The organism is Glutamicibacter sp., from assembly GCF_050701915.1.
GTDB lineage: Bacteria > Actinomycetota > Actinomycetes > Actinomycetales > Micrococcaceae > Glutamicibacter.
In genome coordinates this window covers 61,192-86,634 of the sequence record NZ_JBOGEG010000004.1, presented here as the reverse complement: position 1 = coordinate 86,634, position 25,443 = coordinate 61,192, and the positions used below count along the sequence as shown (strand labels likewise).

Below are 25,443 nucleotides of genomic sequence, written 5' to 3'. Positions count from 1 at the left end.
CTAGTTGGCCAGGAAGAACTCGGCCAGCAAGGCCGCAGTCTCTTCGGGTGCTTCGGCCGGGGCCAGGTGGGCTGCCGAATCAATGGCCGCCATGGTTCCCTGGGGTGCATTTTCGGCGATGAATTCCGCGTCTGCCGGAGGGCAAACCTGATCCTGTGCGCCGTTGATGGCAATAATCGGGTCGCTGGTTGAAGCCAGCTGATCTCGCACGTCGAATCCTGCCAAGGCACCGCAGGCGTGGGCGTAGGCGAAGCGGTCAGCGTTCTGCAGGCTGTGCAGCAACTCGGTGCTGATCACCGGTTCCTTCTCGATGAATCCCGGTGCGAACCAGCGCTCGGCAGAACCGGCAACCATGGTCGGGGTGCCGGCCTTGGCGACCAGCTCGGCACGGTCGGTCCACCCTTCGGGGGTGCCAATCTTCGCGGCAGAGCAGATGGAGGACAATGCGTTGAAGAAGCCGGCGTGGTCTACGGCCAGCTGCAGGGCGGTGGCCCCGCCTACCGATACTCCGGCGTAGAACAGTTTTCCGTCCTCGGAGATGACGCCATCGGCGCGCAGCGCCTCGACGGCCCTGGTGACGCCGGTAGCCAGTTCGGCCAGCGAGAATGCCTCGGTGGATGGCTTGCTTTCGCCGTGCCCTGGAAGATCCCAGGCGATGACCTGGAACTTTTCCTTGAGGTAGGGCAGGGCCGGGGCCCACAGCGGCAGGGCCGCGGTGCCCAGCGATGGGCCGACAATGAGGGTGGGAAGTGCCTTGTCGGTGTGCAGCAAGGATGGGGTTAGTTGCGGGACTGCCATGATTCCTTCCGTGCCGAGTAATCGGCGAGTACGGTTTCGGTGAAACGATCCGCGGCACCGAGGTAGCCAGCCGGATCAAATAATTCGTAGAGGTCTTGGTCGCCCAGGTCATGCACGGAGATTTCCAGGCGCAGCAGATCGCGCAGGGAAATGCCCTCGGCGAGGCTGCGGCGCACCAGGGCCTGGATGGCCGGTTTTCCGCCGACCACCAGCGGAGCCAGAACGGCAGCGAGGCGCTCGGAGAGCACCGCGTCTCCGCCCAGGGCGAGGTTCCGCTCGATGGCCGCGCGATTCACCGTCAGGCCGTTGGCCAGGAACGAAGCGTGGAATGCCGCCCCTGAAGCCAGCCGGGCCAGTTCGCGCAGGGCACTCCATTCGGCATGCCAGCCGCCATCGGGGCGCTCATCCACCGCGGTGCCGGCCGCAGTGAAAAGGGTGGAGAGCAAACCGGGAGTACTGAACGCGGCATTGCGCAGCAATACCGAGCGCACCGGGTTCTGCTTCTGCGGCATGGCAGAGGAACCGCCCTTGCCCGCCTCGCGCGGTTCGGACAGCTCGCCGATTTCCGGGCGCGCTGCGGTGAGCACATCAGCGCCCAGGGTACCCAGCGCAGCAATGGCCGCACCCAGCGCGGAGCCAAGCTGGAGAATAGGCATGCGGTTGGTATGCCATGGCGTTCCCGGATCGTTCAGGCCCAGCAGGCCTGCCAGCTCCGAGCTCAGCGCCTGGCTCGTGGCCGTTGGCTCCGGCTGGGCGCAGAGCAGCTGCTCCAGGGAGGCTAGCGTTCCCACCGCACCGCCCCACTGCAAGCGCAACTGCTGGCCCGCGGTTTCCAGCTGCTGCTCGGCGTCCAGGACGGCCGAGAGCCAGCTGGCAGCTTTCCAGCCCAAGGTGGTGGGCAGCGCATGCTGGGTCAGCGAGCGGGCAATGCACACGGTCCCGCGGTGGGACCGCGCCAGGGCAGCCAACCCGCCAGCGGTGCTGCGCAGATCTGCCAGCGTGAGCGTAACGGTCTTGGACAGGAGCAGCATCAGCGCGGTGTCGATGATGTCCTGGCTGGTGGCACCGCGGTGCAACGCGGTGCTTGCAGTTTTCGCTGCGCCGTCGTGCTGGAGCAGGTCGCGCATCATGCCCAGCAGCGGGATGAGCGCGTTGGCCCCATCAGGTGTCTTGGAGGCCAGCAAGGCCAGGTCGTACCGGTCCACGCTGGCCACCTCGCGCACGGCCTGCGCATCCTGGACGCTGCACAGGCCAGCGTCTGCCTGGACCTGCACCCATCCGGCTTCGACATCCAGCATGGCTTGGACGAAAGCCGCATCGCTGGCCAGGGCCGCTGCCGCAGTACCTGCCCACGCGGGGGATAGTACGCCGTAGTCTGCGCCATCCATTCGGTGCCTCGATTCTTACCTGTTGAGCGTGTAAGCCGTCTATCTAGAACTCTAATGCCCGGCAACGGGCAAACCCCGCCGGGTGCTTCAACGCCCGTAACAGTGCGGGCGCTGGGGCAATCCAGCGGGGTGGCGCGGTAACCTCTAGCTCTCGCGCGGGTAGGAGAGGAACACCGTTTCGTTTTCGCCCTGCAGGCGGATGTCGAAGCGCAGCGAGCCATCGTCTTCGCGGGCCGCAATCAGCGTTGCGCGTTCTGCCTCGCCCAGCGATGCCAGCAGCGGGTCGTTGGCCAGCGCTTCGGTGTCCTCTGGCAGGTAGATGCGGGTGAACAGGCGGTTGAGCAGGCCGCGGGCGAAGACCGTGAGCATGATGAACGGTGCCTTGCCTTCTTCGGTAGCGCCCGGGTTCACGGTGGTGAAGGTGTAGTGCCCGACGTTATCCACCGCCACCCGCCCCCATCCGGTGAAGGTGTAGCCGTCGCGTACCAGCGAGCCATCGCGCGAAACCACATTGCCGTTCTCGTCGGCCTGCCAGATTTCCAGCAGCGCGTCGGGGATCACCTCGCCCTTGCCGTCGGTGATCACCCCGTGCAGGCGTACCGAGTTCGGGTTGGCCTGGCTGGCCAGCTCGTTGTCCTTCTCGAACGGCAATGCGTAGCCGTAGAACGGGCCGATGGTCTGGCCTGGAGTCGGGGCAAGTTTCAGTTCTGGTGCCTTGGCCATTTAGTTCTCTCCCTCTTCATCTTCCATCCAGGTGCGGTTGGAGCCGGTGAGCACGATGTCCCAGTTGTAGCCGGTCGCCCATTCATGGGACGTCAGCGCATGGTCGTAGCTGGCGACCAGGCGGTCGCGCGCTTCCTTGTCGGTGATCGCCTGGTAGATCGGGTCGAGGCTGAACAGCGGATCGCCCGGGAAGTACATCTGGGTGATCATGCGCTGGGTGAAGTCGGTGCCGAACAGCGAGAAGTGGATGTGCGCCGGGCGCCAGGCATTGTGGTGGTTCTTCCACGGGTAGGGAGCCGGCTTGATGGTGGTGAAGGAGTATTCGCCGTTCGGGCCGGTGATGGCGCGTCCCACGCCGGTGAAGTTCGGGTCGATCGGGGCCGGGTGCTGGTCGCGCTTGTGGATGTAGCGTCCGGCGGCATTGGCCTGCCAGATTTCCACCAGCTGGCCGGCCACCGGGCGGCCATCGCCATCGAGCACGCGGCCGGCGACCACGATGCGCTCGCCGATCGGCTCGCCGTTGTGCTGGATGGTCAGATCCGATTCCAGGGCATGCACGTCGCGCTGGCCGAAAGCCGGGGAGTGCAGCTCAATGGTTTCCGGGTCAGCGTGGTGCAGGTTCTTGGTCGGGTGGCGCAGCAGCGAGGAGCGGTAGGGCGCGAAGTCGATGCGCGGCTGGGTTTCGGCCTTCTTGCCCGCCAGGACCTCCTGGCGGTAGGCCTCGTGGAGATCGGCGATCTCGCCGCTGATTTCTTCCTGGCTGGCGGTGGTTGCCGCGGGGTCCAGAAGATGCGAGTTGTTGAAGGACTCGGCTTCGCTGCGGTCATGCGGTGCGGTTTCGGTGCTCATTGCGGGCTCCTTTCTAAGGTGCGGAGGATGGGTAGAGGTTCTAAGCGTGGGGCCAGCCGGTGTAGGACTCGGCCAGGTACTGCTGGCCGAACCGCGAGGAGGTGACGGTTTCCAGCTCGCCCAGGGCGCGCTTGGCCATGAACGGGTCCCCGCCAACCGGGGTGTGCAGCATGGAAGTCATCCAGTAGGAGAAGTTCTGCGCCTTCCACACCCGCTTCAGTGCCAGGTCCGAATAGCCGTCCAGCAGCTGCTCGCTGCCGGTGGAGAAGTAGGAGTCCAGGGCCTCGAAGAGCACCTTTACATCGGCGAAGGCCAGGTTCAGGCCCTTGGCTCCGGTGGGCGGGACGGTGTGCCCGGCATCGCCGATCAGGAACAGCCGCCCGTGGGAGAGCGGTTCGCGCACGAAGGAGCGGAAGCCGAGCACGGTCTTGTCGAAGATCGGCCCGGTTTTCAGCTGGAAGCCATCCGGTCCGTCCACGCGCTTTTGCAGCTCGGCCCAGATGCGGTCATCGCTCCAGGCGTTCACGTCTTCGTTCGGGTCGCATTGGAAGTACATGCGCTGCACGGTGTCGCTGCGCTGGGAGATCAGCGCGAAGCCGTGCGGGGAGTTCGCGTAGATCAGCTCCGGTGCGGATTTCGGTGCTTCGGTGAGGATGCCGAACCAGGCGAAGGGGTAGGCGACCTTGAAGTCCTTGCGCAGGGTTTCGGGCATCTGGCGGCGGGCGAAGGAGCGCGAGCCGTCGGCGCCGACGATCACATCCGCATGCACCTCGAAGAGGTTGCCCTGCGCATCGGTGAAGCGGAACTTCGGGGTGGAGGTCTCCATGTCCAGGATCTCGGTGACTTCGCAGGAGTACCGCACATCGCCCTGGTCGCGTTGGCGCGCCGCGGCCAGGTCGACGAAGACCTCGTTCTGCGCGTACAGGGTGACGGTGGCATCGACCAGGTCGCGGAAGTCCAGCGGGTGGGATTCGCCGTTGAAGCGCAGGTCGATGCCGGCGTGCTCGTCGCCGTGGGTCAGGACCCGTCCTTCCACGCCGGACTCGGTGAGCATCTTGACCGCTTGGGCTTCGAGGATTCCGGCACGGTGGGTGTTGCGGATGGCCTCGTGGTCGCGCATTTCCACGACGATGTTCTCGATGCCGGTTTTGGCCAGCAGATGCGATAGCATGAGCCCGGCTGGGCCGCCGCCGATGATGCCGACCTTGGTCTTGAGGATGCGCGGATTCTGAACCATGGGACCCTGCCTTGCTGTCGTCTGGACCAGAAGCCGAGCGCCCGGCTGCGTTGCCGGACCGATGCATGTGGTCTAAGGAAGTAAGAAGAACTTCCATAAGGATGCGGTGCATGCGACCCGGCAGACAGGCGCATTCTCAATGAATGAGAATACTTTCGGCGATGCTACTCGGCCTCGGCCAAGGCGACGCGCGATAGCAGGTCGCGCAGCTGGAGGCGTTCGCCGGGGGTGAGCGCTTCGAGGGTCTCATCTTCGTTCTGCTTCGTGACCTTCCTGGCCTGCGCATAGAGCTTCCGCCCGGCAGCGGTGGCCACGATGACCTTGGAGCGGCGATCCTTGGGATCCGGCATGCGCGAGACCAGCCCGCCGGATTCCAGGCCGTCCACCAGGGGGACGATCTGGCTCGGGTCCAGGGCCAGGAACTCTGCCAGGTCGCGCTGGGTCGGCATGATGTCGCTGCATGCCAAAGAGAGCACGGAGTAGGAACGCACTTTCAGGCCGAGGGGCTTCAGTGCGTGGTTGGCCCGGCTTGAACCCAGGGAGCGCATGCGCGCCACCAGGAAGTTCAGCTCCTGCACGAGGTCGCATTTCATGAACTGCTCTTCCTTCGCTGATTTGGCGGTGATTTTGCTGCTCACTCCATTATCCTCACTTTTCATGAAAAAATAAACCATTGACTTTCTCAAGGATTAAAGTTCTTATGTATGTAGTCAAGGTTCCCACTTTTCACCGAGGGGGAGCAATCGAAACACCCATTGAAATGGAGAACTCATGTCGCTAGCAGGGAAAGTTGCCATCGTCACCGGAAGCGGACGCGGACTAGGTCTGAGCTACGCGCAAGAATTGGCTCGCCAGGGAGCTGCGGTCATCATCAACGATGTAGACCCGGCGGCTGTGGAAGCGGCCGTTTCCTCCATTGCCGAGGCCGGCGGCAAAGCCGCGGGCGTCGTAGCCGCGGTGGGCTCCACCGAAACTGCCAAGGCGCTGGTTGCCGGCGCGGTGGAGAACTTCGGCCGCCTGGATATCCTGGTGACCAACGCAGGCGTGCTGCGCGACAAGTCGCTGCTGAAAATGACGGACGAGGACTTCGACCTGGTCATCAACGTCCACCTGCGCGGCACCTTCACCTGCGTCCGCGAGGCCTACGGCTACTTCAAGGAGAACAATATCTCCGGCCGCGTCATCGCCATTGGCTCGCCCACCGGCCAGCGCGGCAATTTCGGCCAGAGCAACTACGCTGCGGCCAAGGCCGGCATCGTGGGCATGGTGCGCACCTGGGCCATGGAAATGAAGCGCGCCGGCGTCACCGCCAACGCCGTCATCCCGGTGGCCGCGACCGAAATGACCAAGACCGTTCCGTTCTTCGCCAAGGCTGTCGAAGCCGATGAGCGGGGCGAAGTCATGCCGGACTTCTTCCGCAAGGACCTGGGCTTCGGCACCGCAGACGACGTGGCCGGGCTCATCGCGTATCTCGCCTCCGAGGAAGCTGGCGGCATCACCGGCCAGGCCATTGGCGCCGGCGGCGACCGCTTGCAGTTGTGGAGCCACCCCGAGGCCATCGCCTCGGAATTCCACGACGGCGGCTGGGACTATGCAACACTGCAGGAGCGGTTCCCGTTCGCGGGCAACCAGCAGTCCGTCGGCGAGAAGTTCCCGGAGCTTCCTGAAGAACTCCGCCCGGAACCAGCCAAGTAACGCCCGGAGGAAAAGCCATGACTGCACGTTATGAACTCGGAATCGACTTCGCGGCGCTGGACGCCATCGACATGCATGTGCATCTTGAAGTCGATGAATGCGGCCACAAGGCCATGCCGGAAGACCTCTTCGAGGCCTCGGCAGCGTATTTCAAGTCAGCGGACCGGACCCCGTCCATCGACAGCATCGCGCAGTTGTACCGCGACCTGAAGATGGCCGCAGTGGTCTTCACCGTCGATGCGCGCACCGCGCTGGGGCATGATCCGAACTCCATCGAGGATCTGGTGGAAGGCTGTGCCCGGAACAATGACGTGCTGATTCCCTTCGGCTCAGTTGATCCGCGCCGCGGGCAGCAGGCCATTGACGATGCGCGGTACCAGGCCGAGTCCCTGGGAGTGCGCGGCTTCAAATTCCACCCGTCATTGCAGGGCTTCGACCCGAGCGATGAGAGCTTCTACCCGCTGTGGGTGACGCTGCAGGAACTGGGCCTGCCATGCATTTTCCACACCGGGCAGAACGGGATGGGTGCCGGACTTCCCGGCGGCCGCGGCATCAAGCTGCGCTATTCCAACCCGATGCTGCTGGACGATGTGGCCGCGGACTTCCCGAACCTGGTCATCATCATGGCCCACCCTTCGGTGCCCTGGCAGGACGAGGCGAATTCCATTGCCACCCACAAGGCGAATGTCTACATCGACCTGTCGGGCTGGAGCCCCAGGTACTTCCCGGCCTCGCTGGTGAAGATGGGCAATAACGTGCTCTCGCGCAAGCTGCTGTTCGGCACCGATTTCCCGCTGATCACTCCGCAGAAATGGCTTGGCGCCTTTGCCGAGCTGGACCTGAAGGATGAAGTCCGCCCGGGGATCCTGAAGGGCAATGCGCTTCGCGTGCTGGGGGTGCAGGGCTGATGGAAGCGGTGGCCACCAGCGATTTCTACGGATTCAAGGACCTGCTCAGCGAGGCGGAGCGCGATGCCCTGTCGCGCCTGCGTGCCCTCTTGGAAGAGCATGTGGGCCCGGTACTCGACGACTACTGGGAGCGCGGGGAATTCCCGGAGCAGATTATCGCGCCGCTGGTCGAGGCCCAGCTGATGGAACCTGCCGAAGTCCTGGAAGCGGGCCAGCGCCCCTCGGGCCTCTATGCCGGTTTCCGCAACTTCGAGCTGGGCCGAATGGATGCCTCGGTAGCCACCTTCTACAACGCGCAGTCGGGCCTGTTCCGCACCACCGTGAATCTGGGCGGAAGCCCAGAGCAGGTTGCGCAGCTGGAACCGCAGATCACTTCCTTCGCCTATAAAGGAGTGTTCGCGCTGACCGAGCCGGATCACGGCTCGGATATCGCCGGAGGGCTGGCGACCTCGGCAAAGCAGGCGCAGCGCGACGGGGAAGCTGGCTGGCTGATCAACGGCGCAAAGCGCTGGATCGGTGGCGCCAGCCAAGCCGACGTGCTGGCAGTTTTCGCCCGCGACGAGGCCGACTCGCAGGTCAAGTGCTTCCTGGTGCCAACGGACGCGCCCGGCGTGAAACTGAGCAAGATCCCGGGCAAGACCAGCCTGCGCATCATGCAGAACGCCGACATCGAGCTTGCCGATGCCTGGGTCCCGGCCGCCGCGCGGCTGGCGCAGATCAACTCCTTCGCGGACGTCGCTGCGTGCCTGCGCAATATGCGCTCGGATGTCGCCTGGATTGCCACCGGCGTGTGCTTCGGGGCCTATGAATCGGCCCGCGACTACGTTGCCAAGCGCAGCCAGTTCGGCAAGCCGCTGGGCTCCTTCCAGCTCATCCAGGAAAAGCTGGCGCATATGCTCTCCAACGCCACCGCCTGCCTGGCCATGGTGGTGCGCCTGACCCAGCAGCAAGAAGCCGGCATCTACCGCGACGAGAACTCGGCGATGGCCAAGATGTTCACGGCCCGGATGCTGCGCGAAACCGCGGCCCTGGCCAGGGAAGCCTGCGGCGGCAACGGCATCCTGCTGGAGAACAACGTGGCCCGCCACCACGCCGATGCCGAAGCCATCTATTCCTACGAAGGCACCCACGAAATCAACTCGCTGATCATCGGGCGGGCAATTACCGGGGTCAGCGCCTTCCGCTGAATCCGGCAGCAACGAACTTCCGCAAACAATCAACACAACACCAGGAGAAACACCATGGCACCGACCATTTTGGATTACGCAGACCTCGCCACCGCACAGGGCAAGGACCTGGGCTACAGCGAATACCGTGTGGTCACCCAGGAACAGGTCAACACCTTCGCAGACGCGACCGATGACCACCAGTGGATCCATACCGATCCGGAAAAGGCCAAGGACGGGCCATTCGGCGGACCGATTGCCCATGGCTATTTGACCCTGAGCCTGCAGATCGCCTTCTGGACCGAGCTCTTCGATGTCACCGGCGTGAAGACCAAGGTCAACTACGGCCTGGAAAAAGTCCGCTTCCCGTCTCCGGTGCCAGTGGGCTCCAAGGTCCGCATGAAGGCCGTAATTGCCGAAGTGGAAGAGGTCAAGGGCGGATACCAGATCGCAGTGGACCAGGTGGTCGAAGTGGAGGGCGGCACGAAGCCGGCCGTGGTCTCCCGCGGCCTCTACCGCTTCTACGCCTAGGGCGCAGCACTGCTGGGCCAGCGCGACAGCCGCAACGATCGACCTAATGAAAAGAGTGACAGATGTTGAATAAGGGGTTTGGCAACTGGATCCACCGGCGCCGGGTGAAGTCCGCGCAGCAGGTTGCGGTGATCCACGCGGGAGTCAGCCTGAGCTACGCTCAGCTGGCAGAACGCATCGACAAGCTCAGCAGTGCCCTGGCTGCCCAGGGGATTACCCGGGGCAGCCGCGTGGCGTTCCTCGGGGCCAACCACACTGCTTATCTGGAGACCATGTTCGCCGCCACGCAGCTCGGTGCGCTGTTTGTACCGCTCAATGTGCGCTTGGCTCCCCGGGAGCTGAACTTCGCCTTGCGCGATTCGGGCAGCGAAGTGCTGGTCTATGTCCAGAACTTCGCCGATGAAGCGCAAGCGGCCATTGCCGGCAGCCCGGTGGCCCGGGCCTGGGACGTCGCGCTGGTTCCTTGCGAAGACAGCTCCTACGAGCGGGCTTTGCAGGCCGGCGATGCCGCGCACGAGGACATCGCCGTGGAACTCGAGGACCCGGCCATCATCCTCTACACCTCGGGAACCACTGGCACGCCCAAGGGCGCTGTGCTCACCCACGCGAACATGACGTGGAATTCCTACAACGTCATCGTGGACTACGACATCACCAGCAAATCGGTGGTCCTGCTCATCGCTCCGCTGTTCCACGTGGCGGCCCTGGGCATGGGCGCCCTGCCGATGCTGCTCAAGGGCGGAACTGTGGTTCTGCAGGAGCGCTTCGAACCAGCTGCCGTCCTGGATGCGGTGGAACGCTACCAGGTCACCCAGCTTTCCGGGGTGCCAACCACCTTCCAGCTCCTGGCCGAGCACGAAAAGTGGGCGGACACCGATTTGTCCTCGCTGCAAATGCTCACCTGCGGCGGCTCGGCCGTGCCACTGCGTGTGCTGGAAGCCTACGAGGCCCGCGGGTTGGGGTTCAGCGGCGGATACGGGCTGACCGAAACCGCACCGGGAGCCACCTTGCTGCAAGCCGCGCATTCCCGTCCGAAAATGGGCTCGGCAGGTTTGCCGCACTTCTTCACCGATATCCGCATTGCCGATTCCCTGGGCAACGAGCTGCCCGCCGGCGAGGTCGGCGAAATCCTGATCAGCGGTCCCAATGTCATCAAGGAATACTGGAACCGCCCTGAAGCTACTGCCGGCGCCTTCTACGAACCCGACTGGTTCCGTTCCGGGGATATCGGGCATGTGGACGCGGAAGGCTTCCTGTTCATCTCGGATCGCCTGAAGGACATGATTATTTCCGGCGGTGAGAACATCTACCCGGCGGAAGTCGAGCAAGCCATCATGGAGCTGCCCGAAATCGAGTCTGTCGCGGTCATCGGGATCCCGGACGATAAATGGGGCGAGGTGCCGCGTGCGATCGCCGTGCTCAAGCCGGGAAGCTCGCTGAGCCAGGAGGAGATCGTGGCCCATCTCAATGGCCGGCTGGCCCGCTACAAGATTCCGCGCACCGCAGTATTCCTCGATGAACTGCCGCGCACGGCCAGCGGAAAGATCCGCAAAGCCGATCTGCGCAAGCAATACAGTTGAGGGTTTCCAGCCCGGGCGTTGATGGCAGCGTCCGGGCTGGAAACCATTGACCATTGACCATCGGCCAGGATCTGGCCTGCAGCCTTAGAAGTTAAATCATTACAAGGTCAACCATTGACTTTTTCAATGATTACCCTAGTCTGGTTATGTGTCTCAAATCACACGCTTTTCGCGGTCTACCACTCGGGACCGGGGCACTGGCTTTCTAGGGGGAAATATGAATAAGCGCTGGTCTACATTACTCGCAGGTGCGGCAGTCCTGTCACTGGGCCTGGTTGGCTGCGGCGGAGGTTCGCTCTCCGGCTCGGGGGAAGCCGAAGGAAGCGATTCCGCGGCCGCCGAAGACGGCTCGCTGACCAAGATCACCGTGGGCATCCTGCCCATCGCACCGTCGGTAGCAGTGCAGCAGGGCATCGATACCGGCACCTTCGAGAAGCACGGCCTGGATGTCGAGCTGAGCACCTCCAACGCCGGAGCGGCAATGCTGCCCGCAGTTTCCACCGGCGAACTGGCCATTGCCGTAGGAAACCCGCTATCGGTGATGACCGCAGCGGACAAGGGCCTGGACATGAAGATCGTCACCGGCTATTCCGAGTCCCGCAGCTCAGGCGAAGATGCCAACGGCGTAGTTGCCCGCAAGGACTCGGCAATCAGCGGCTGGAAGGACCTAGCAGGCAAGACCACCTCGGTCAATGCGCTGCGCACCCAGGGCGATCTGACCATCATGGAATCGGCGGAGATGGCCGGGGCCAATCCTGGGGACCTGAAGTTCAGCGAAATGCCGTTCCCGGATATGGAAGCCCAGCTGGACCGCGGCAACGTCGACGCGATCTGGGTCCCAGAGCCATTCCTCTCCCGCGCGCTGGCCAACAAGGACAACGAGCTGGTGGGCTACCCGAACCAGGATGCCATTGCCGGCATGCCAACCATGGTCAGCTTCACCAGCGGCAAGTTCGCCGAGGAAAACCCCGAGGTCATCACGAACTGGAAGGCCGCGATGGCAGAAGTGCTCGAAGCGGCAGAAAGCGATCCGGATGCCGCCCGCGCCATGCTTCCCGATTTCATCAACATGGACGCCAAGGTGGCCCAGGGACTGCTGATGGAAACCTGGCAGGCTGAAACCCCGCTTCCCGAGCTGACCAAGCTCGGCGAGCTGGCGGCCAAGTTCGGATTCCTGGATAAGGCCCCGGACATGGACCAGCTGGTCATCAAGTAATCCAACTGCTTTGCACTCACGCTGCTGCGGCCCCGGGAAGCCGGGGACGCAGCGGCAATCGCACCACAATGGGGGAATTCGCCATGAAACACTCGCTCAAGTTCGCACTCGCTTCCATCTGCGTGCTCGCGCTGGCCGCCTGCAGCTCCGGTTCACCCAGCGGCGGAGCGGACAACTCCGCCGATGCCCAGGGCTCGCTGGAGCAAATCACCGTCGGCGTGATCCCGATCGTGGATACCGCACCCATCTGGCTCGGGGACGCCAAGGGGTTCTTCGCTGACGAAGGCCTGGATCTGGAAATCGAAACCGCCACCGGCGGCTCGGCCATCGTCCCGGGTATTCAATCCGGAAGCTACGATTTCGCCTTCTCTAACCTCATTTCCGTGATGGTCGCCAATGACAAGGGCCTGGACATGAAATTCGTTGCCAATGGCATCTCCACTACGGGAGATGGCACCTCGGATGTCGGCTCCGTGCTGGTCAAGGGCAATTCCAAGATCTCCTCGCCGAAGGACCTGGCCGGCAAGAAGGTGTCGGTCAACAACCTGTCGAATATCGGCGACACCACCATCAAGTCGATCGTCGAAGAAGACGGGGGAGACCCGGGGAGCATCGAATTCGTCGAGGTCCCATTCCCTGATGCCCCGGCAGCGCTGGAGAACGGCATTGTCGATGCGGCCTGGATCCTGGAGCCATTCCAGAGCTCGGCCCTGGACGCCGGAGCGAAAATGCTGTCGGCGAACTTCGCCGAATTCGATCCGGAGCTGGATGTTGCCGGCTACTTCACGTCGGCGCAGTATGCGCAGGAAAATCCCGAGGTGGCGCAGAAGTTCACCAGGGCGATGAACAAGTCGCTGGACTACGCGCAGCAGAACCCCGACGAGGTCCGCGACATCGTCGGCACGTACACCAAGATCAGCGAGGAAGTCCGCGCTGAAATGGTGCTGCCGCGCTTCCGCGCCGACTTCAACCGCGAGGCCGTGCAGAAGCTCGGCGACGCGGCGCAAAGCTACGGGACCTTGTCCAAGCCGGTTGACTTGGAAAAGCTGCTGCCATGAGTGCCACGAGCGCAGCACCTGCGAGGGCGCACAGGGCCAAGCGCGCAAGAACCGGCTCGGCGGTGCCCAACGGGGTGTGGGGGCTGATCGGCATCGTGATTTTCCTCGGCATCTGGGAACTGATCCCGGCGCTGGGAATCGTCCAGGCCGCCTACCTGCCACCGGCTTCAGAAGTGCTGATGACGCTGTTCGCCGATTTCATGCTGACGGCCTTCTGGGTGGCTGTGGGCGAGACCCTGCTCGCCTGGTTCATCGGGTTGGCCATCGCCGTGCTGCTGGCACTGGTGCTGGGCCTGGCCATCGGCATGTCGTCCTTCCTGCGCCGCGCCACCAACTCCACCATCGAATTCCTGCGCCCGATTCCATCGGTGGCGCTGATCCCGCTGGCGGTGCTGATGTTCGGCACCAAGATCGAGTCCTCGCTGATGCTGATCATCTACGCCTGCTTCTGGCAGGTGCTGATCCAGGTGCTCTACGGCGTCGCGGATGTGGACAACGTGGCGATGCAGACAGCCCGCTCCTACGGGTTCTCCCGTTTCCAGCGCATTCGCGACGTCATTTTCCCCACCATGCTGCCGTACCTGATGACCGGCATCCGCCTGGGAGCAGCGGTAGCGCTGATCCTGGCGATCACCGCGGAACTGATCATCGGTTCCCCGGGACTGGGCAAGGAAATCCAGCTGGCCCAATCCGGCGGCGCAATTGCCGGAATGTACGCGCTGATCGTGGCCACCGGCCTGCTGGGCGTGGTGATCAACCTGTGCATGCGCGTGGTCGAGAAGCGCGTGCTCTCCTGGCATGCCTCTGTTCGAGGAGAAGTCATCGCATGAGAACCCTGAAGTCATTGACCTTCCTCGTGGCTCTGCCTATCCTGCTGGTCCTCTGGTGGGTTGCCGCCACCCTGGGCGGAGCGAGCTTCTTCGTTCCCACCCCGGCCGACCTGGTTAGGACCTTTATCGAGACCTGGATCGGCGAACGGATGTTCACCGATGTGCTGCCAAGCATTCAGCGGCTGGTCTTCGGCGTGCTCGGGGCCATCGTGCTCGGCGTGCTGCTGGGCCTGCTGGTGGGCTTGAACCGCACCGCACGGGCCATCACCGAGCCGGTCTTCGAATTCTTCCGCGCCTTGCCGCCGCCGGTGCTGATTCCGGTGCTGATGCTGCTGGTGGGCATCAACGACGGAATGAAGATCGCAGTCATCATCTCCGGAGCCGTTTGGCCGGTGCTGCTGAACACCATCGAAGGCGTGCGCGCCATCGACCCGGTGCAGAACGAAACAAGCCGTTCCTACGGGATCAGCGGTTTCTCGCGGATCCGCTACCAGGTGCTGCCCAGCGCCACCCCGACCATCATGGCCGGCATCCGCCAGTGCCTGTCGATCGGGCTGATCCTGATGGTCATTTCCGAGATGTTCGCGTCCTCCTCCGGGCTGGGCTTCGCGATAGTCCAGTTCCAGCGCTCCTTCGCTGTTCCGGAAATGTGGTCCGGCATCGTGGTGCTGGGTCTGATCGGTGTCATCTTGTCATTTATTTTCCAATGGATCGAACGCCGCGTGCTGCGCTGGTACAACGGTCTGAAAGAGGTTGAAAATGCTGTCTAGCCAGAATGGAACCACCGGTGGACGCACCTTGCCAGAAGGCGAAGCGCTGCTTTCGGTTCGTGGCCTGAAGAAGGTCTACCACACTGACGGCGGCGATATCGAAGCCGTCCGCGACCTGACCTTTGACCTGGGGCACGGGGAGCTGGTCTGTCTGGTGGGCCCTTCGGGCTCGGGCAAGACCACCTTGCTCAAGTGCATTGCCGGGTTGCTGGGCGCCACCAGCGGCGAGGTGCTGCTGGACGGCCAGAAGGTAACTGGCCCGCCCAAGAAAATGGCCGTGGTCTTCCAGGAATACGGCCGTTCGCTGTTCCCATGGCTGCGCGTGGCGGACAATGTGGAGCTGCCGCTGAAGAATGCGGGGGTGCCCAAGGCCGAGCGCAAGAAGCTGGTCGAGGAGGCGCTGGAGGCGGTGGGGCTGGCCCATGTGCCCAAGTCCTACCCATGGCAGCTTTCCGGAGGCATGCAGCAGCGAGTAGCTATCGCCCGCGCGGTGGCCTACCAGCCGGAAGTACTGCTGATGGATGAGCCGTTCGCGGCCGTTGACGCGCAGACGCGTGCTGACCTCGAGGACTTGATCCGCAATGTCTGGAAGAAGCTGGGCGTGACGGTGCTGTTCGTAACCCACGACATCGACGAGTCGATCTACCTAGGCCAGCGGGTGATCATCCTTTCCTCCTCGCCGACCGTGGTGCAAGAGGATATCCTGATCGATCTGCCGGCAGAGCGAGACCAGCTGGAGACCCGGTCGCTGCCGCGGTTCACCGAGCTCCGCCACCACGTCTATGCCGAAATCCAGAAGGCCAAGCAGGGGCATCGTCCTGGGGAAGCCAAGACGAAGTTCTTGACGGACCCCAAGTAGCAAGCTGAGCCGCCGGTCCATGCAGGACCGGCGGCTTTCCTGCGCCCGCCAGCAGTTCTCAGGCGTTCAAGCGATCGATGAGTTCCAGCCCGCGCGTAGCCCATTGGATTTCGGCTTCTGCCCGGGCAATCAGGCCTTCATAGGTGAACCGCTTGTAGGCAACCGTGGCCTCCCAGTCCTTGCGCGGCGTGCTCTTCAATCGCTTGGCGAGCATGGAATTCGTGCCTTGCTCCAATTCGGTGATCCGTTCCTGCCATTGCTTGAGCAGGGACTGGTGATGAGCGATATGCCCGCGCATTTGCTCACGTGCGGCCTCGGGTTCCGCCCACTCCAGGTAAGCCGCTTTGAGATGCGCCGGATCGCGGGTGCGTGCGTACTCCAGCGGGGTGTTCATCCAGCCCTTGAATTGGGCAACGCCCTGCTGGGTGATGGTGTATTGCCGTTTCTTTCCGCGCGGACCCCACGGTACATCCTGGCCCGTGATGAGCCCCTCGGATTCCATGCGTTTCAGCTCGGGGTAGATCTGCGAGTCCGGTGCGTGCCAGACGTGCCCGACCGAGGATTCGAAGACTTTATACAGGTCGTAGCCGGTCATTGGCTCAACTGTCAGCAGCGAAAGCAGCGCGTTGCGAAGACTCAAAATCGCCTCTTTCCGGAAATGTGTTGCCAATCACTATGTGCATAGCTATTCTAATGGCATGCAAACTATCTATGTGCATAGATAGTTTCCCGAATTCCACCCTTGAGCAAATCACCTACTGGATCCGCCATGGCTGAGCGCAGCCGGATCCGCCATCGAGAGGACTGCCATGACCGAGGTTGCAGCCAAGAGCACCACCACCGCCAAGATCATGGGCCACCCGCTCAATGCCTGGTACGTAGCGGCATGGGACCATGAGGTCACCCGAAAGCCCATGTCCCGCACCATCGCCAAGCGTCCGGTAGCCCTTTACCGCACCGAAGACGGCAAGGCCGTGGCGCTGGCCGATTCCTGCTGGCACCGGCTGGCCCCGCTGTCCATGGGCAAGACCGTAGGCAAAGACGGACTGCAGTGCCCCTACCACGGCATCGTCTACAACTCCGCTGGCCGCTGCGTCTCCATGCCCGCCCAGGAGACCATCAACCCCTCGGCCACCGTTCCCTCCTTCCCGCTGGTCGAGCGCTACCGCTACGTGTGGATCTGGATGGGCGACCCATCCCTGGCAGACCCGGATCTGGTCCCGGACATGCACCAGATGTCTTCCGACCAATGGGCAGGCGACGGCATGACCATTGCCGCGGACTGCAACTACCAGCTGATCCTGGACAACCTGATGGACCTGACCCATGAGGAATTCGTGCACTCCTCCTCGATTGGCCAGGATGAGCTCAGCGACTCGGAATTCATCACCACGCACGAGGGCAACAAGGTCACCGTCACCCGCTGGATGCACAATATCGATGCACCCCCGTTCTGGCTGAAGAATATGCGCGACAAATTCCCTGGCTTCGAGGGCAAGGTAGACCGCTGGCAGATCATCCACTTCGAAGCACCGGCAACCATCACCATTGACGTGGGTGTGGCCAAGGCCGGCACCGGCGCACCGGAAGGCGACCGCAGCCAAGGCGTGAATGGTTTCGTCATGAACACCATCACCCCGGAAACCGACCGCTCCTCGCACTACTTCTGGGCGTTCATGCGCAACTACTGCCTGGACAGCCAGCTGATCACCACCCAGCTGCGTGACGGCGTGCATGGCGTCTTCGGTGAAGACGAAGCGATGCTCAAGGCCCAGCAGGAAGCCATCGATGCCAACCCGGACTACGAGTTCTACAACCTGAACATCGACGCCGGAGGCATGTGGGTCCGCCGCATCCTCGACGGCATGCTCGCAGCCGAAGCAAACCAGTCCGCCCGCGCCTAGCCGGTTCCCGCGCTCAAGCTGAAAGGTTGGTGCCAACGCAATGGCAGCGACAAATATTGAAGTCTGGCAGGACGCGGCAGTCACCCGCATCGTGGAGGTGGCCGACGGGATCAAGCGCATTGAACTCGCCCCGCAGCTGCCCAAGCGCGCCGAGCCAGGCTCCCACATTGATCTGGCGGTACAGATCAACGGCAATGATGCCAAGCGTTCCTACTCCGTAGTTGAATCCAGCGCCGACGGAACAACTCTGGCGATCAGCGTGCTCAAGGCGCCGCTGTCCCGGGGCGGGTCGACCTACATGCACGAGCTGTCGGTGGGGGACCGGCTGCAGATCACCCAGCCATTGCAGAACTTCCCGCTGCGCGTGGGAGCCAAGCACTACATCCTGCTGGCCGGGGGAGTTGGCATCACCGCCATGGCGAATATGGCTTCGGTGCTCAAGGGATTGAAGGCTGACTACACGCTGGTTTTCGCCGGACGCAAGCGTTCGGCCATGGCCTACCTGTCCGAACTGCAAACCGAGCACGGTTCCCGGCTGGAAGTCCACGTTGATGACGAGGGCACGCCGCTGAAGGTCAACGAGTTGCTTGCACGTGCTGGACAGGAAACGGAACTGTACATGTGCGGGCCGATCCGGCTCATGGATGCGGTTCGCCGGGGCTGGGTAGAGCGCGAGCTGGAACCTTCGGCGCTGCGCTATGAAACCTTTGGCAACTCCGGCTGGCATGACCCCGAAGAATTCATTGTCCGGGTTCCCAAGCTGGGCCTGGAAGTGGCCGTTCCGCAGGGGCGGTCCATGCTTGAGGCCTTGGAAGATGCCGGGGCGCAGATGATGTCCGACTGCCGCAAGGGCGAATGCGGATTGTGCGAGGTGCGCATCACCGAGATCACCGGGCAGATCGACCATCGCGACGTGTTCTACTCCGAACGGCAAAAACGCCAGTCGAGCAAGATGAACTGCTGCGTTTCACGGGCCATTACTTCGGCGACCGGTGCCAAAGCCGATGCCGCCACCGGTGGCGGGCCTGCTGTGGTCACCATCGAACCGAACTAGCTGAATTCCCATCTTGGCACCACCGCCGGCAGGCAGAAACGGCTCGGCGGGCGGCTTGGTGCACCCCGAAACTGGAGATAGTTCCCCATGGACATCAAGCAGAGAATTGAAAATTCACCGATGTCGGCCTTCCAATGGCTGGTCGTTGCAGTCTGCACTTTTTTGAACGCCCTCGATGGTTTTGATGTATTGGCCATGGCGTTTACCTCGAACCAGGTATCCGAAGAATTCTCGTTGAACGGAGCCGCGCTGGGCGTGCTGCTGAGCGCGGGTCTCTTTGGCATGGCCGCAGGCTCGTTGTTCCTGGCCCCATTTGCCGACCTGTTCGGACGCCGCCCGATGCTGCTGGGCACCACCGCGCTCGCTTCGGCGGGCATGTTCCTCTCCGCCACCGCAGATTCCATGACGGCCCTTGCCATCTGGCGTATCGTCACGGGCCTGGGCGTCGGCGGCATCCTGGCATGCACCAACGTGATCACCAGCGAATACTCCAATGGGCGCTGGCGCGGCATGGCCGTGAGCATCTACACCGCTGGTTATGGTGTCGGCGCCACCCTGGGCGGCATGGCCGCAGTCTGGCTGCAGGCGCACTATGGTTGGCGCTCGGTCTTCATCTTCGGCGGCGTGCTCACGATGGCTGCCTTCTTCGCGTTGCTGGCCGTCGTTCCGGAATCCGTGGACTTCCTGCTGACCCGGCGTACTGCGCGAACCAGCCAGAAGCTGGGCCAGCTGGCACGCAAGATGCGCCTGGGTGCCGAGGACGTAGTCCTGCCCGAGCAGGGCAACGATGGATCCAAGGGAAGCGGCAACGCCGTGCTCGCGCTGTTCTCGCCGGATACCCGCCGGGTGACCACGGTGATCTGGATTTCCTTCTTCGCCGTGATGTTCGGCTTCTACTTCGTGAACAGCTGGACCCCGAAGCTGCTGGTTACCGCGGGCATGACCGAAAGCCAGGGCGTGGTAGGCGGCTTGATGCTGACCCTGGGCGGCACCTTCGGTTCCCTGCTCTTCGGCGCATTGACCGCCAAATGGGCCGTTCGCAAGGTGCTCATCGCGTTCACCGTGCTTTCCTCGGTGCTCATGGTGGTCTTCATCTCGGCCGCCGGCATCCTCGCCCTGGCCTTCGTGCTCGGCGTCCTGGTCGGCATGCTGATCAACGGCTGCGTTGCCGGCCTGTACACCCTGGCCCCGGCCTCCTACGCTCCGCAATCGCGCGGAACAGGCGTCGGGTGGGCCATCGGCATCGGCCGGTTCGGCGCCATCCTCGCCCCGCTGGCTGCCGGCAGCTTGCTTGATGCCTCGTGGACCGCCGGCCAGCTCTATCTGGGTGTGGGCATCGTGGTGCTGGTTGCCGCGGCCGCCCTGGGGATGCTGCGCTCGCCGGGAACGGGCAACCGGCAGCAACCAGCCGCCGCAGATGCCGCTGCGCAGCCGGCCAAGGCCGAATAGCCCGGGCTTGCTGGACAATGGAAGCCAAGCACCCTTGAAAGGACCTGGAATGGAGCAGAACCCAACCCCGCCCGCACTGGACTTCGTGGCCACCATCGAGGTCGAGGTCAGTGAGACCATCGACATCGGCGCCACCGCACAGGGCATCCGGAGGGTGGCCCCGATCCGCGGCGGACGCGTAGCCGGCCCCGGGATCCAGGGCAAGGTGCTGGATGCCGGGGCCGACTTCCAGCGCTATCCGACCGCGGACTTGGCCCTGCTGGAAGCGAACTACGTCCTGGAATTGGAGGATGGACAGCGCATCCTGGTGGAAAACCGGGCGGTGCGCTCGGCGGACCCGGCAGACCTGGAGAAGATGATGGCCGGGCAGCAGGTGGATCCTTCCCGCGTCTACTTCCGTTGCGTCCCCTACCTCTCGGCCGATGACTCCGGGCCGCATGCCTGGATGAACCGCACCCTGTTCCTGGGCGTGGGCGAACGGCGCCCCGAGGGCGTGCGCATCGACGTATTCAGGGTGCGCTAGGGCAGCGCCGCGGGCTGCCGGGCCGCGGCAGCTGTGCTCGGCTAGGCTGGGAGAAACCAGATTCCACTAAGGAGGTCCGCCGTGTCCTGCTGCCATCCTGTCCAGCGTCCGTACTCTGAAACCGGGTCCAGCGCCACATCCGCGGCCGTGCCCGGGCTCCCGCAGGCCGGCATTGATCCGGCAACTCGCCAGGTGGCCGAGGTTGCGCTGCCCGCAGGCAGCTTCGCCATGGGGGACGCCTTCGGCGAAGGCTACGCGAAGGACGGGGAGGGGCCGGTGCACGCCGTGGCGCTGTCGGGCTTCTCGATCGATGCCACCACGGTGACCAATGCGGAATTCGCCCGCTTCGTGGAAGCCACCGGGTACCGGACCGAGTCCGAGGCCTATGGCTATTCGGCGGTCTTCCACCTGCTGGCCCAGGCCCCGGACAAGGACATCCTGGGCAGCGCCGAAGGTGCCGGCTGGTGGCTCACCGTGCGCGGGGCCAGCTGGGCGCACCCGCACGGTGCCGAATCCAGCTGGCGGCAGATTCCGCAGCATCCGGTGGTCCAGGTTTCCTGGAACGACGCGCAGGCCTATTGCGCCTGGGCCGGGCGCTTGCTGCCCACCGAAGCGCAATGGGAGTATGCCGCGCGCGGCGGGCTCGAATCCAAGCGGTACCCGTGGGGCGATGAGCTGCTCGGGCCGGAGGGCGAGCACCGGTGCAATATCTGGCAGGGCGAATTCCCGGTGCGCAGCACCTGTGCGGATGGTTTCCTGGGCACCGCCGCGGTCCGTTCCTTCCCGCCCAACGGCTTCGGGTTGCACGAGACGAGCGGCAATGTCTGGGAATGGTGCTCCGACTGGTTCCTGCCCAAGTACTACCGCAATTCTCCCGGTGCGGATCCGGCCGGGCCCACCATCGGGCGCGGCCGGGTCATGCGCGGCGGATCCTTCCTCTGCCACGATTCCTACTGCAACCGCTACCGGGTTGCGGCCCGCACCTCCAACAGCGCGGACTCCGCCAGCAGCAATACCGGCTTCCGCACCGTCGCGCCGCGCAGCTAGCCAGCTGCGCGGCGCGGTGCGGCGGCTACTCGAAAGCGCGGGCCATGGCCCGGTCCAGGGCCAGGATCTGCTCCGGGTTGTAGTCGGCTTTCGGCCCCGGCGCATAGCGCACCTGGTGCAAGCTCCCGTTGTAGCGGAAGCAGCCGTGGCGCTCGGAAAGCTCCCAGTCCACCGGCCCGCCGCGGTCCAGCCCGACGCTGATCCCGGCGAAGGGCGCCATGCCGGCCAGCTGCAGCAGGCCATCGAGCCGGGCCGCTTCCACCCCGTCCACGAGCAGCCGGATATCCCAGCGCAGCCCGGACCGGGCGCTGAACTCGGCCGTGATCTGCCGGTCGCCGGTGGCCAGGGGCGCGCTGGTGCGGCGCATCGTGCCGTACTGGTTGTAGCCCAGATGCACCCGCCCGTCCTGGACGGACAGCACGTAGCCGCCGCCCTGGTCGCCGTGCGCCACGATGACGCCGGCGTCGTGCATCCGGTGCTCCAGCTGCGCATCGATGCTGAAGGAACGCAGCCGGGTCAGCTTGGCGCTGCGGAAGCGTTCCAGGCTCGGGGCGCCGGGACGCAGCGTGACCGGTTGCTCCAGGGCCAGTTCGGTGGCCGGGCGGTTGCGGTTCAACGAGCCATCGTCATTGAGCGGGAAGACCTGGTTGCGCCAGCCGGCAGCCTGCCAGCGCTCGGCCAGCTCAAGGACCTTCAGCGGGTGGGCGGCAGCCAGGTCCATGGTCTCGGCGGGATCGGCGGCGACATCGTAGAGTTCCCAGGCGCGCCGCTCCCAGCCGGGGCCGTTGGGCTCGGGGGCCACGGCCTTCCATTTGCCATCGATGAAGGCGCGGCGGCCGTTGAGCTCGGTGTACTGCTCGGTGTGCGCCGAGGGCTGCGACCGGTCGCGCAGCCAGGCATCGAATGGCACCGCGTCGCTTTCTTGCGCCGGCATTCCGTGGCGCTGCGCCAGCGGCGCGATCCCGGCCAGATTCAGCAGGGTTGCGCCGATATCGGTGGCGTAGGCGTACTGGTGGCGGATCCCGTCATCGGCTGCGGACCGCGGAAGCCCGGCCGGCCAGGACAATAGCATCGGCACGCGGGTGCCTCCGCCGTAGGTGTGGGTCTTGTAGAGCCGGAACGGCGTGTTGGAGGCGTAGGCCCAGCCGCGCGGGTAGTGCGCATAGGCCCGCGGCCCGCCGATCAGTTCCGGGTCGCGGGCCACATCGGGATCCCAGCCTTCGGGCAGGCCGAAGCGCGGGGTGCCGAAGCGGCTGAAGTAGCTGCGCGTGCCGGTGTCCCCGCCCTCGGCGGTGGCCCCGTTGTCGGAGGTGAACACGATGATGGTGTTCTCGTATTCGCCGGTGGCCTTCAGGTGGCCGATGAGCCGGTCGAGGTTCTGGTCCACGTTGTCCACGGCGGCCGCGTACACCTCCATGTAGCGGGCGAACAGCTGCTGCTGCTCCGGGGCCAGCTCATCCCAGGGCGCCACCGCGGCTCCCGGCTCGGTGTTGCGCGGGGCGCAGGCGGTGCCTTCGGGGAACAGGCCTTCGGCGATCTGCCGGGCGAAGCGCGCGGAGCGCACGTGGTCCCATCCGGCGTCGTAGCGGCCGCGGTATTTTTCCAGGTCCGCGGGCTTGGCTTGCAGCGGGCCGTGCACGGCCTGGTGGGCGAAGTAGAGGAAGAAGGGCTTGGACGGGTCGTTGGCGCGCAGCTCGGTGAGCATCCCCAGCGCCTGGCCGGTCAAGTCGTCGGTGAGGTAGTAGCCTTCGGGGTATTCATCGACCACTACCTGGCTGTTGTCCCGCACCAGCCGGTGCGGGTTCAGCAGCGAGGTGAACCCGTCCATGCAGCCGTAGTAGCGGTCGAAGCCGCGGGCCAGCGGCCAGCTGCTCTTCTCCGCGCCATCGTGCATTTTCGATTCCACGGTCAGGTGCCACTTGCCGACCATGAAGGTCGCGTAGCCGCCGGCCCTGAAGCTCTCGGCCAGCGTTGGGGCGTCTTCGGGCAATTCCATGGCGGAATTGGGGAAGCCGGGGTCCATGTGCGGGACGTAGGCGAAGCCGGCGCGGTGCGGGTTCATCCCGGTGAGCAGGGCGGCCCTGGCCGGGGCGCACATTGGCGGGGTCTGGTAGTTGCCCAGCCGGTAGCCCTCCGCGGCAATCTCGGCTAGCGCCGGCGTGTCGATTTCCCCGCCGAAGGGGGAGATGTCGCTGTAGCCCATGTCGTCCATGAGCATCACGACCACATTCGGCGCGCCCTGCGGCGCGCGCACCGGGGGATTCCAGGCCGGGATGGACTCGCTGGCCTTCTGCGAGACCTCCCCGGTGAAGTTCGCGTAGCCGCGCACGGGGTACGGGCCGGAATTGATCTGTGCGGGCATGGGGTTGTTCTCTTTCTTCGGGATCTTGCTGGCGCATGAAGGGCACCCGCCGTCCACCGTATTGCAAAGGCGGTGGCCGGCGGGCGCCAACTGGCTGCTAGGAGAGGCTGGTTTTGGAGCTTTCGCGGGTCAGCAGCACCGCGCCCAGGCCGATGGCCATCACGAGCATCCAGAATACTGCGACCAGCCAGAATCCGCCGCCGCCGGCGATGACCAGCCCGGAAGCGATCATCGGGGTGAATCCGGCACCGACCACCGAGGCGCCCTGGTAGGCCAGCGAGGCGCCGGTGTAGCGCACGTGGGTGGGGAACTGCTCGGCGACAAAGGCGCCGATCGGCCCGTAGAGCAGGCCCTGGACCAGGCCGTTGCCGATCACGATGGCCACGGCGAAGCCCCACAGGGTGCCGTTGTTCAGCAGCGCCATCAGCGGGTAGGCCAGCACGATGCCGACGATTCCGGCGAGAACCAGCATCCGCTTGCGGCCCACGCGGTCGCTCATCCGGGCCGCCCAGAAGGTGACGATCAAGGTGAGCACCGCGCCAGCGGCCTTCCAGTTCAGCACCCCGGAGCGGTCCACGCCCTCGCCCACGGCCACCGAGACGCCCCAGACGGTGAGCAGCCCCTGGCAGCAGTAGAAGCTGACGGTGGCCAGCAGGGCCAGCACCACGGCGCGCGGGTGGTTGCGCAGCACCTCCAGCAGCGGCAGCTTGCGCTTCTCGCTGGCTTCGGCGAGCTTGCTGAACATCGGGGTCTCGGCGACCTTGAGCCGGATGACCAGGCCCACGGCAATCAGCGCCGCGCTGAGCAGGAACGGGATGCGCCAGCCCCAGATCAGGAACTGGTCCCCGGCGATGGCCGAGAAGGCGGAGACGACCAGGGTGGCCAGAATGGCGCCGGCCGGGCCGCCGGCGTTGGCGAAGGAGGTGGCGAAGCCGCGCTTGGAGGCCGGGGCATGCTCCAGGGCCATGAGCGCGGCCCCGCCCCATTCGCCGCCGACGGCGATGCCCTGCACTACGCGCAGCAGCACCAGGGCGGTGGGGGCCAGCACGCCGATCTGCGCGGTGGTGGGCAGCAGCCCGATCAGCGTGGTGGCCACGCCCATCATCATCATGGACAGCACCAGCATCTTCTTGCGCCCGATCCGGTCGCCGAAGTGGCCGAAGACGATGCCGCCCAGCGGGCGGGCCACGTAGCCGGCAGCCAGGGTGGCGAAGGAGGCGAAGAGCCCGAAGGAGGGGCTGAGGTCCGCGAAGAACACCTGGCTGAAGACGATGGAAGCTGCCGTCGCGTAGAGGATGAAGTCGTAGTACTCGATGGCGCTGCCGATGAAGCTGGAGGCGAGGATGCGGCGCATGTCCTTGGTGTTCAGCGAATCGGCGGGCAGGGAATGCGGCGTCCTTGCCGTCCCGGCGGTCTTGTTGCTCATGGGGGTCACCTTGGTGGTCGATGTGGCTTGGCTTGTAACAAGTGTGCTCCGCGACACACAATATGGATAA

At 64.5% G+C, this 25,443-nt stretch carries 24 protein-coding genes; 15 read left to right on the top strand and 9 right to left on the bottom strand.

Annotated features, from left to right (window positions below; all coding sequences use genetic code 11):
- From ACRDT3_RS05000 to ACRDT3_RS04975, 6 genes are all read right to left on the bottom strand, one after another.
- Complete coding sequence (locus ACRDT3_RS05000) at positions 1-798, bottom strand: alpha/beta fold hydrolase (protein ID WP_431491928.1); 798 nt, start codon at positions 796-798, stop codon at positions 1-3.
- The gene (locus ACRDT3_RS04995; RefSeq protein WP_431491927.1) at positions 780-2,186 is read right to left on the bottom strand and encodes a lyase family protein; all 1,407 of its coding nucleotides are present in this window, start codon (positions 2,184-2,186) and stop codon (positions 780-782) included. Before ACRDT3_RS04995 ends, ACRDT3_RS05000 begins: the two co-directional genes overlap by 19 nt.
- Before the next feature lie 144 nt (positions 2,187-2,330).
- On the bottom strand, positions 2,331-2,909 hold the full coding sequence (gene pcaG, locus ACRDT3_RS04990) for a protocatechuate 3,4-dioxygenase subunit alpha (protein ID WP_431491926.1): 579 nt from the start codon (positions 2,907-2,909) through the stop codon (positions 2,331-2,333).
- On the bottom strand, positions 2,910-3,758 hold the full coding sequence (gene pcaH / locus ACRDT3_RS04985) for a protocatechuate 3,4-dioxygenase subunit beta (RefSeq protein ID WP_431491925.1): 849 nt from the start codon (positions 3,756-3,758) through the stop codon (positions 2,910-2,912).
- A 40-nt stretch (positions 3,759-3,798) separates the two neighbouring features.
- A complete protein-coding gene (locus ACRDT3_RS04980) occupies positions 3,799-4,995 on the bottom strand; it encodes a 4-hydroxybenzoate 3-monooxygenase (protein WP_431491924.1) in 1,197 nt (398 codons plus the stop codon).
- Between the two features lie 164 nt (positions 4,996-5,159).
- Entirely contained in the window at positions 5,160-5,633 is a 474-nt protein-coding gene (locus tag ACRDT3_RS04975; protein WP_388024465.1) for a MarR family winged helix-turn-helix transcriptional regulator, read from the bottom strand.
- Between the two features lie 133 nt (positions 5,634-5,766).
- Here ACRDT3_RS04975 and ACRDT3_RS04970 point away from each other — a divergent pair, with 133 nt between their 5' ends.
- From ACRDT3_RS04970 to ACRDT3_RS04925, 10 genes are all read left to right on the top strand, one after another.
- On the top strand, positions 5,767-6,690 hold the full coding sequence (locus tag ACRDT3_RS04970; protein WP_431491923.1) for an SDR family NAD(P)-dependent oxidoreductase: 924 nt from the start codon (positions 5,767-5,769) through the stop codon (positions 6,688-6,690).
- A gap of 17 nt (positions 6,691-6,707) precedes the next feature.
- Positions 6,708-7,598 carry an amidohydrolase family protein gene (locus ACRDT3_RS04965; protein ID WP_431491922.1) on the top strand — a complete coding sequence of 297 codons (891 nt, stop codon included), beginning with the start codon at positions 6,708-6,710 and terminating at the stop codon, positions 7,596-7,598.
- Positions 7,598-8,785, top strand: a complete 1,188-nt coding sequence (locus tag ACRDT3_RS04960) for an acyl-CoA dehydrogenase family protein (RefSeq protein ID WP_431491921.1) — start codon at positions 7,598-7,600, stop codon at positions 8,783-8,785. The genes ACRDT3_RS04965 and ACRDT3_RS04960 overlap by 1 nt, the downstream gene beginning before the upstream one ends.
- Positions 8,786-8,839: 54 nt before the next feature.
- Positions 8,840-9,295, top strand: coding sequence for a MaoC family dehydratase (locus ACRDT3_RS04955; protein WP_388024459.1), 456 nt, complete (start codon positions 8,840-8,842; stop codon positions 9,293-9,295).
- 62 nt (positions 9,296-9,357) lie between these two features.
- Entirely contained in the window at positions 9,358-10,875 is a 1,518-nt protein-coding gene (locus ACRDT3_RS04950) for an acyl-CoA synthetase (RefSeq protein WP_431491920.1), read from the top strand.
- A gap of 217 nt (positions 10,876-11,092) precedes the next feature.
- The gene (locus ACRDT3_RS04945; RefSeq protein WP_431491919.1) at positions 11,093-12,091 is read left to right on the top strand and encodes an ABC transporter substrate-binding protein; all 999 of its coding nucleotides are present in this window, start codon (positions 11,093-11,095) and stop codon (positions 12,089-12,091) included.
- Between the two features lie 83 nt (positions 12,092-12,174).
- Positions 12,175-13,149, top strand: coding sequence for an ABC transporter substrate-binding protein (locus ACRDT3_RS04940; protein WP_431491918.1), 975 nt, complete (start codon positions 12,175-12,177; stop codon positions 13,147-13,149).
- Complete coding sequence (locus tag ACRDT3_RS04935) at positions 13,146-13,979, top strand: ABC transporter permease (RefSeq protein WP_431491917.1); 834 nt, start codon at positions 13,146-13,148, stop codon at positions 13,977-13,979. The genes ACRDT3_RS04940 and ACRDT3_RS04935 overlap by 4 nt, the downstream gene beginning before the upstream one ends.
- Positions 13,976-14,749: an ABC transporter permease gene (locus ACRDT3_RS04930; protein WP_431491916.1), complete on the top strand. Its 774-nt coding sequence runs from the start codon at positions 13,976-13,978 to the stop codon at positions 14,747-14,749. Before ACRDT3_RS04935 ends, ACRDT3_RS04930 begins: the two co-directional genes overlap by 4 nt.
- Positions 14,739-15,608 carry an ABC transporter ATP-binding protein gene (locus tag ACRDT3_RS04925; RefSeq protein ID WP_431491915.1) on the top strand — a complete coding sequence of 290 codons (870 nt, stop codon included), beginning with the start codon at positions 14,739-14,741 and terminating at the stop codon, positions 15,606-15,608. The genes ACRDT3_RS04930 and ACRDT3_RS04925 overlap by 11 nt, the downstream gene beginning before the upstream one ends.
- A gap of 58 nt (positions 15,609-15,666) precedes the next feature.
- On the opposite strand, the gene ACRDT3_RS04920 is transcribed toward ACRDT3_RS04925, so the two are convergent.
- A complete protein-coding gene (locus tag ACRDT3_RS04920; RefSeq protein WP_431491914.1) occupies positions 15,667-16,248 on the bottom strand; it encodes a PadR family transcriptional regulator in 582 nt (193 codons plus the stop codon).
- Positions 16,249-16,417: 169 nt separating this feature from the next.
- On the opposite strand from ACRDT3_RS04920, the gene ACRDT3_RS04915 reads away from it, so the two are divergent.
- The 5 genes from ACRDT3_RS04915 to ACRDT3_RS04895 all read left to right on the top strand — a co-directional run bounded on the left by ACRDT3_RS04915 (position 16,418) and on the right by ACRDT3_RS04895 (position 21,585).
- Positions 16,418-17,512 (top strand): Rieske 2Fe-2S domain-containing protein, encoded by a 1,095-nt coding sequence (locus ACRDT3_RS04915; protein ID WP_431491913.1) that lies wholly within the window; start codon positions 16,418-16,420, stop codon positions 17,510-17,512.
- A gap of 40 nt (positions 17,513-17,552) precedes the next feature.
- Positions 17,553-18,566, top strand: coding sequence for a PDR/VanB family oxidoreductase (locus ACRDT3_RS04910; RefSeq protein ID WP_431491912.1), 1,014 nt, complete (start codon positions 17,553-17,555; stop codon positions 18,564-18,566).
- Between the two features lie 87 nt (positions 18,567-18,653).
- On the top strand, positions 18,654-20,015 hold the full coding sequence (locus ACRDT3_RS04905) for an MFS transporter (RefSeq protein WP_431491911.1): 1,362 nt from the start codon (positions 18,654-18,656) through the stop codon (positions 20,013-20,015).
- Positions 20,016-20,064: 49 nt separating this feature from the next.
- On the top strand, positions 20,065-20,538 hold the full coding sequence (locus ACRDT3_RS04900) for a DUF3237 family protein (RefSeq protein ID WP_431491910.1): 474 nt from the start codon (positions 20,065-20,067) through the stop codon (positions 20,536-20,538).
- A 171-nt stretch (positions 20,539-20,709) separates the two neighbouring features.
- Positions 20,710-21,585, top strand: coding sequence for a formylglycine-generating enzyme family protein (locus tag ACRDT3_RS04895; RefSeq protein ID WP_431492014.1), 876 nt, complete (start codon positions 20,710-20,712; stop codon positions 21,583-21,585).
- 25 nt (positions 21,586-21,610) lie between these two features.
- Here ACRDT3_RS04895 and ACRDT3_RS04890 read toward each other — a convergent pair whose 3' ends face one another.
- Both ACRDT3_RS04890 and ACRDT3_RS04885 read right to left on the bottom strand, forming a co-directional pair.
- Positions 21,611-23,947 carry an arylsulfatase gene (locus tag ACRDT3_RS04890; protein WP_431491909.1) on the bottom strand — a complete coding sequence of 779 codons (2,337 nt, stop codon included), beginning with the start codon at positions 23,945-23,947 and terminating at the stop codon, positions 21,611-21,613.
- Between the two features lie 97 nt (positions 23,948-24,044).
- On the bottom strand, positions 24,045-25,373 hold the full coding sequence (locus tag ACRDT3_RS04885) for an MFS transporter (RefSeq protein ID WP_431491908.1): 1,329 nt from the start codon (positions 25,371-25,373) through the stop codon (positions 24,045-24,047).
- Positions 25,374-25,443 lie beyond the last annotated feature (70 nt).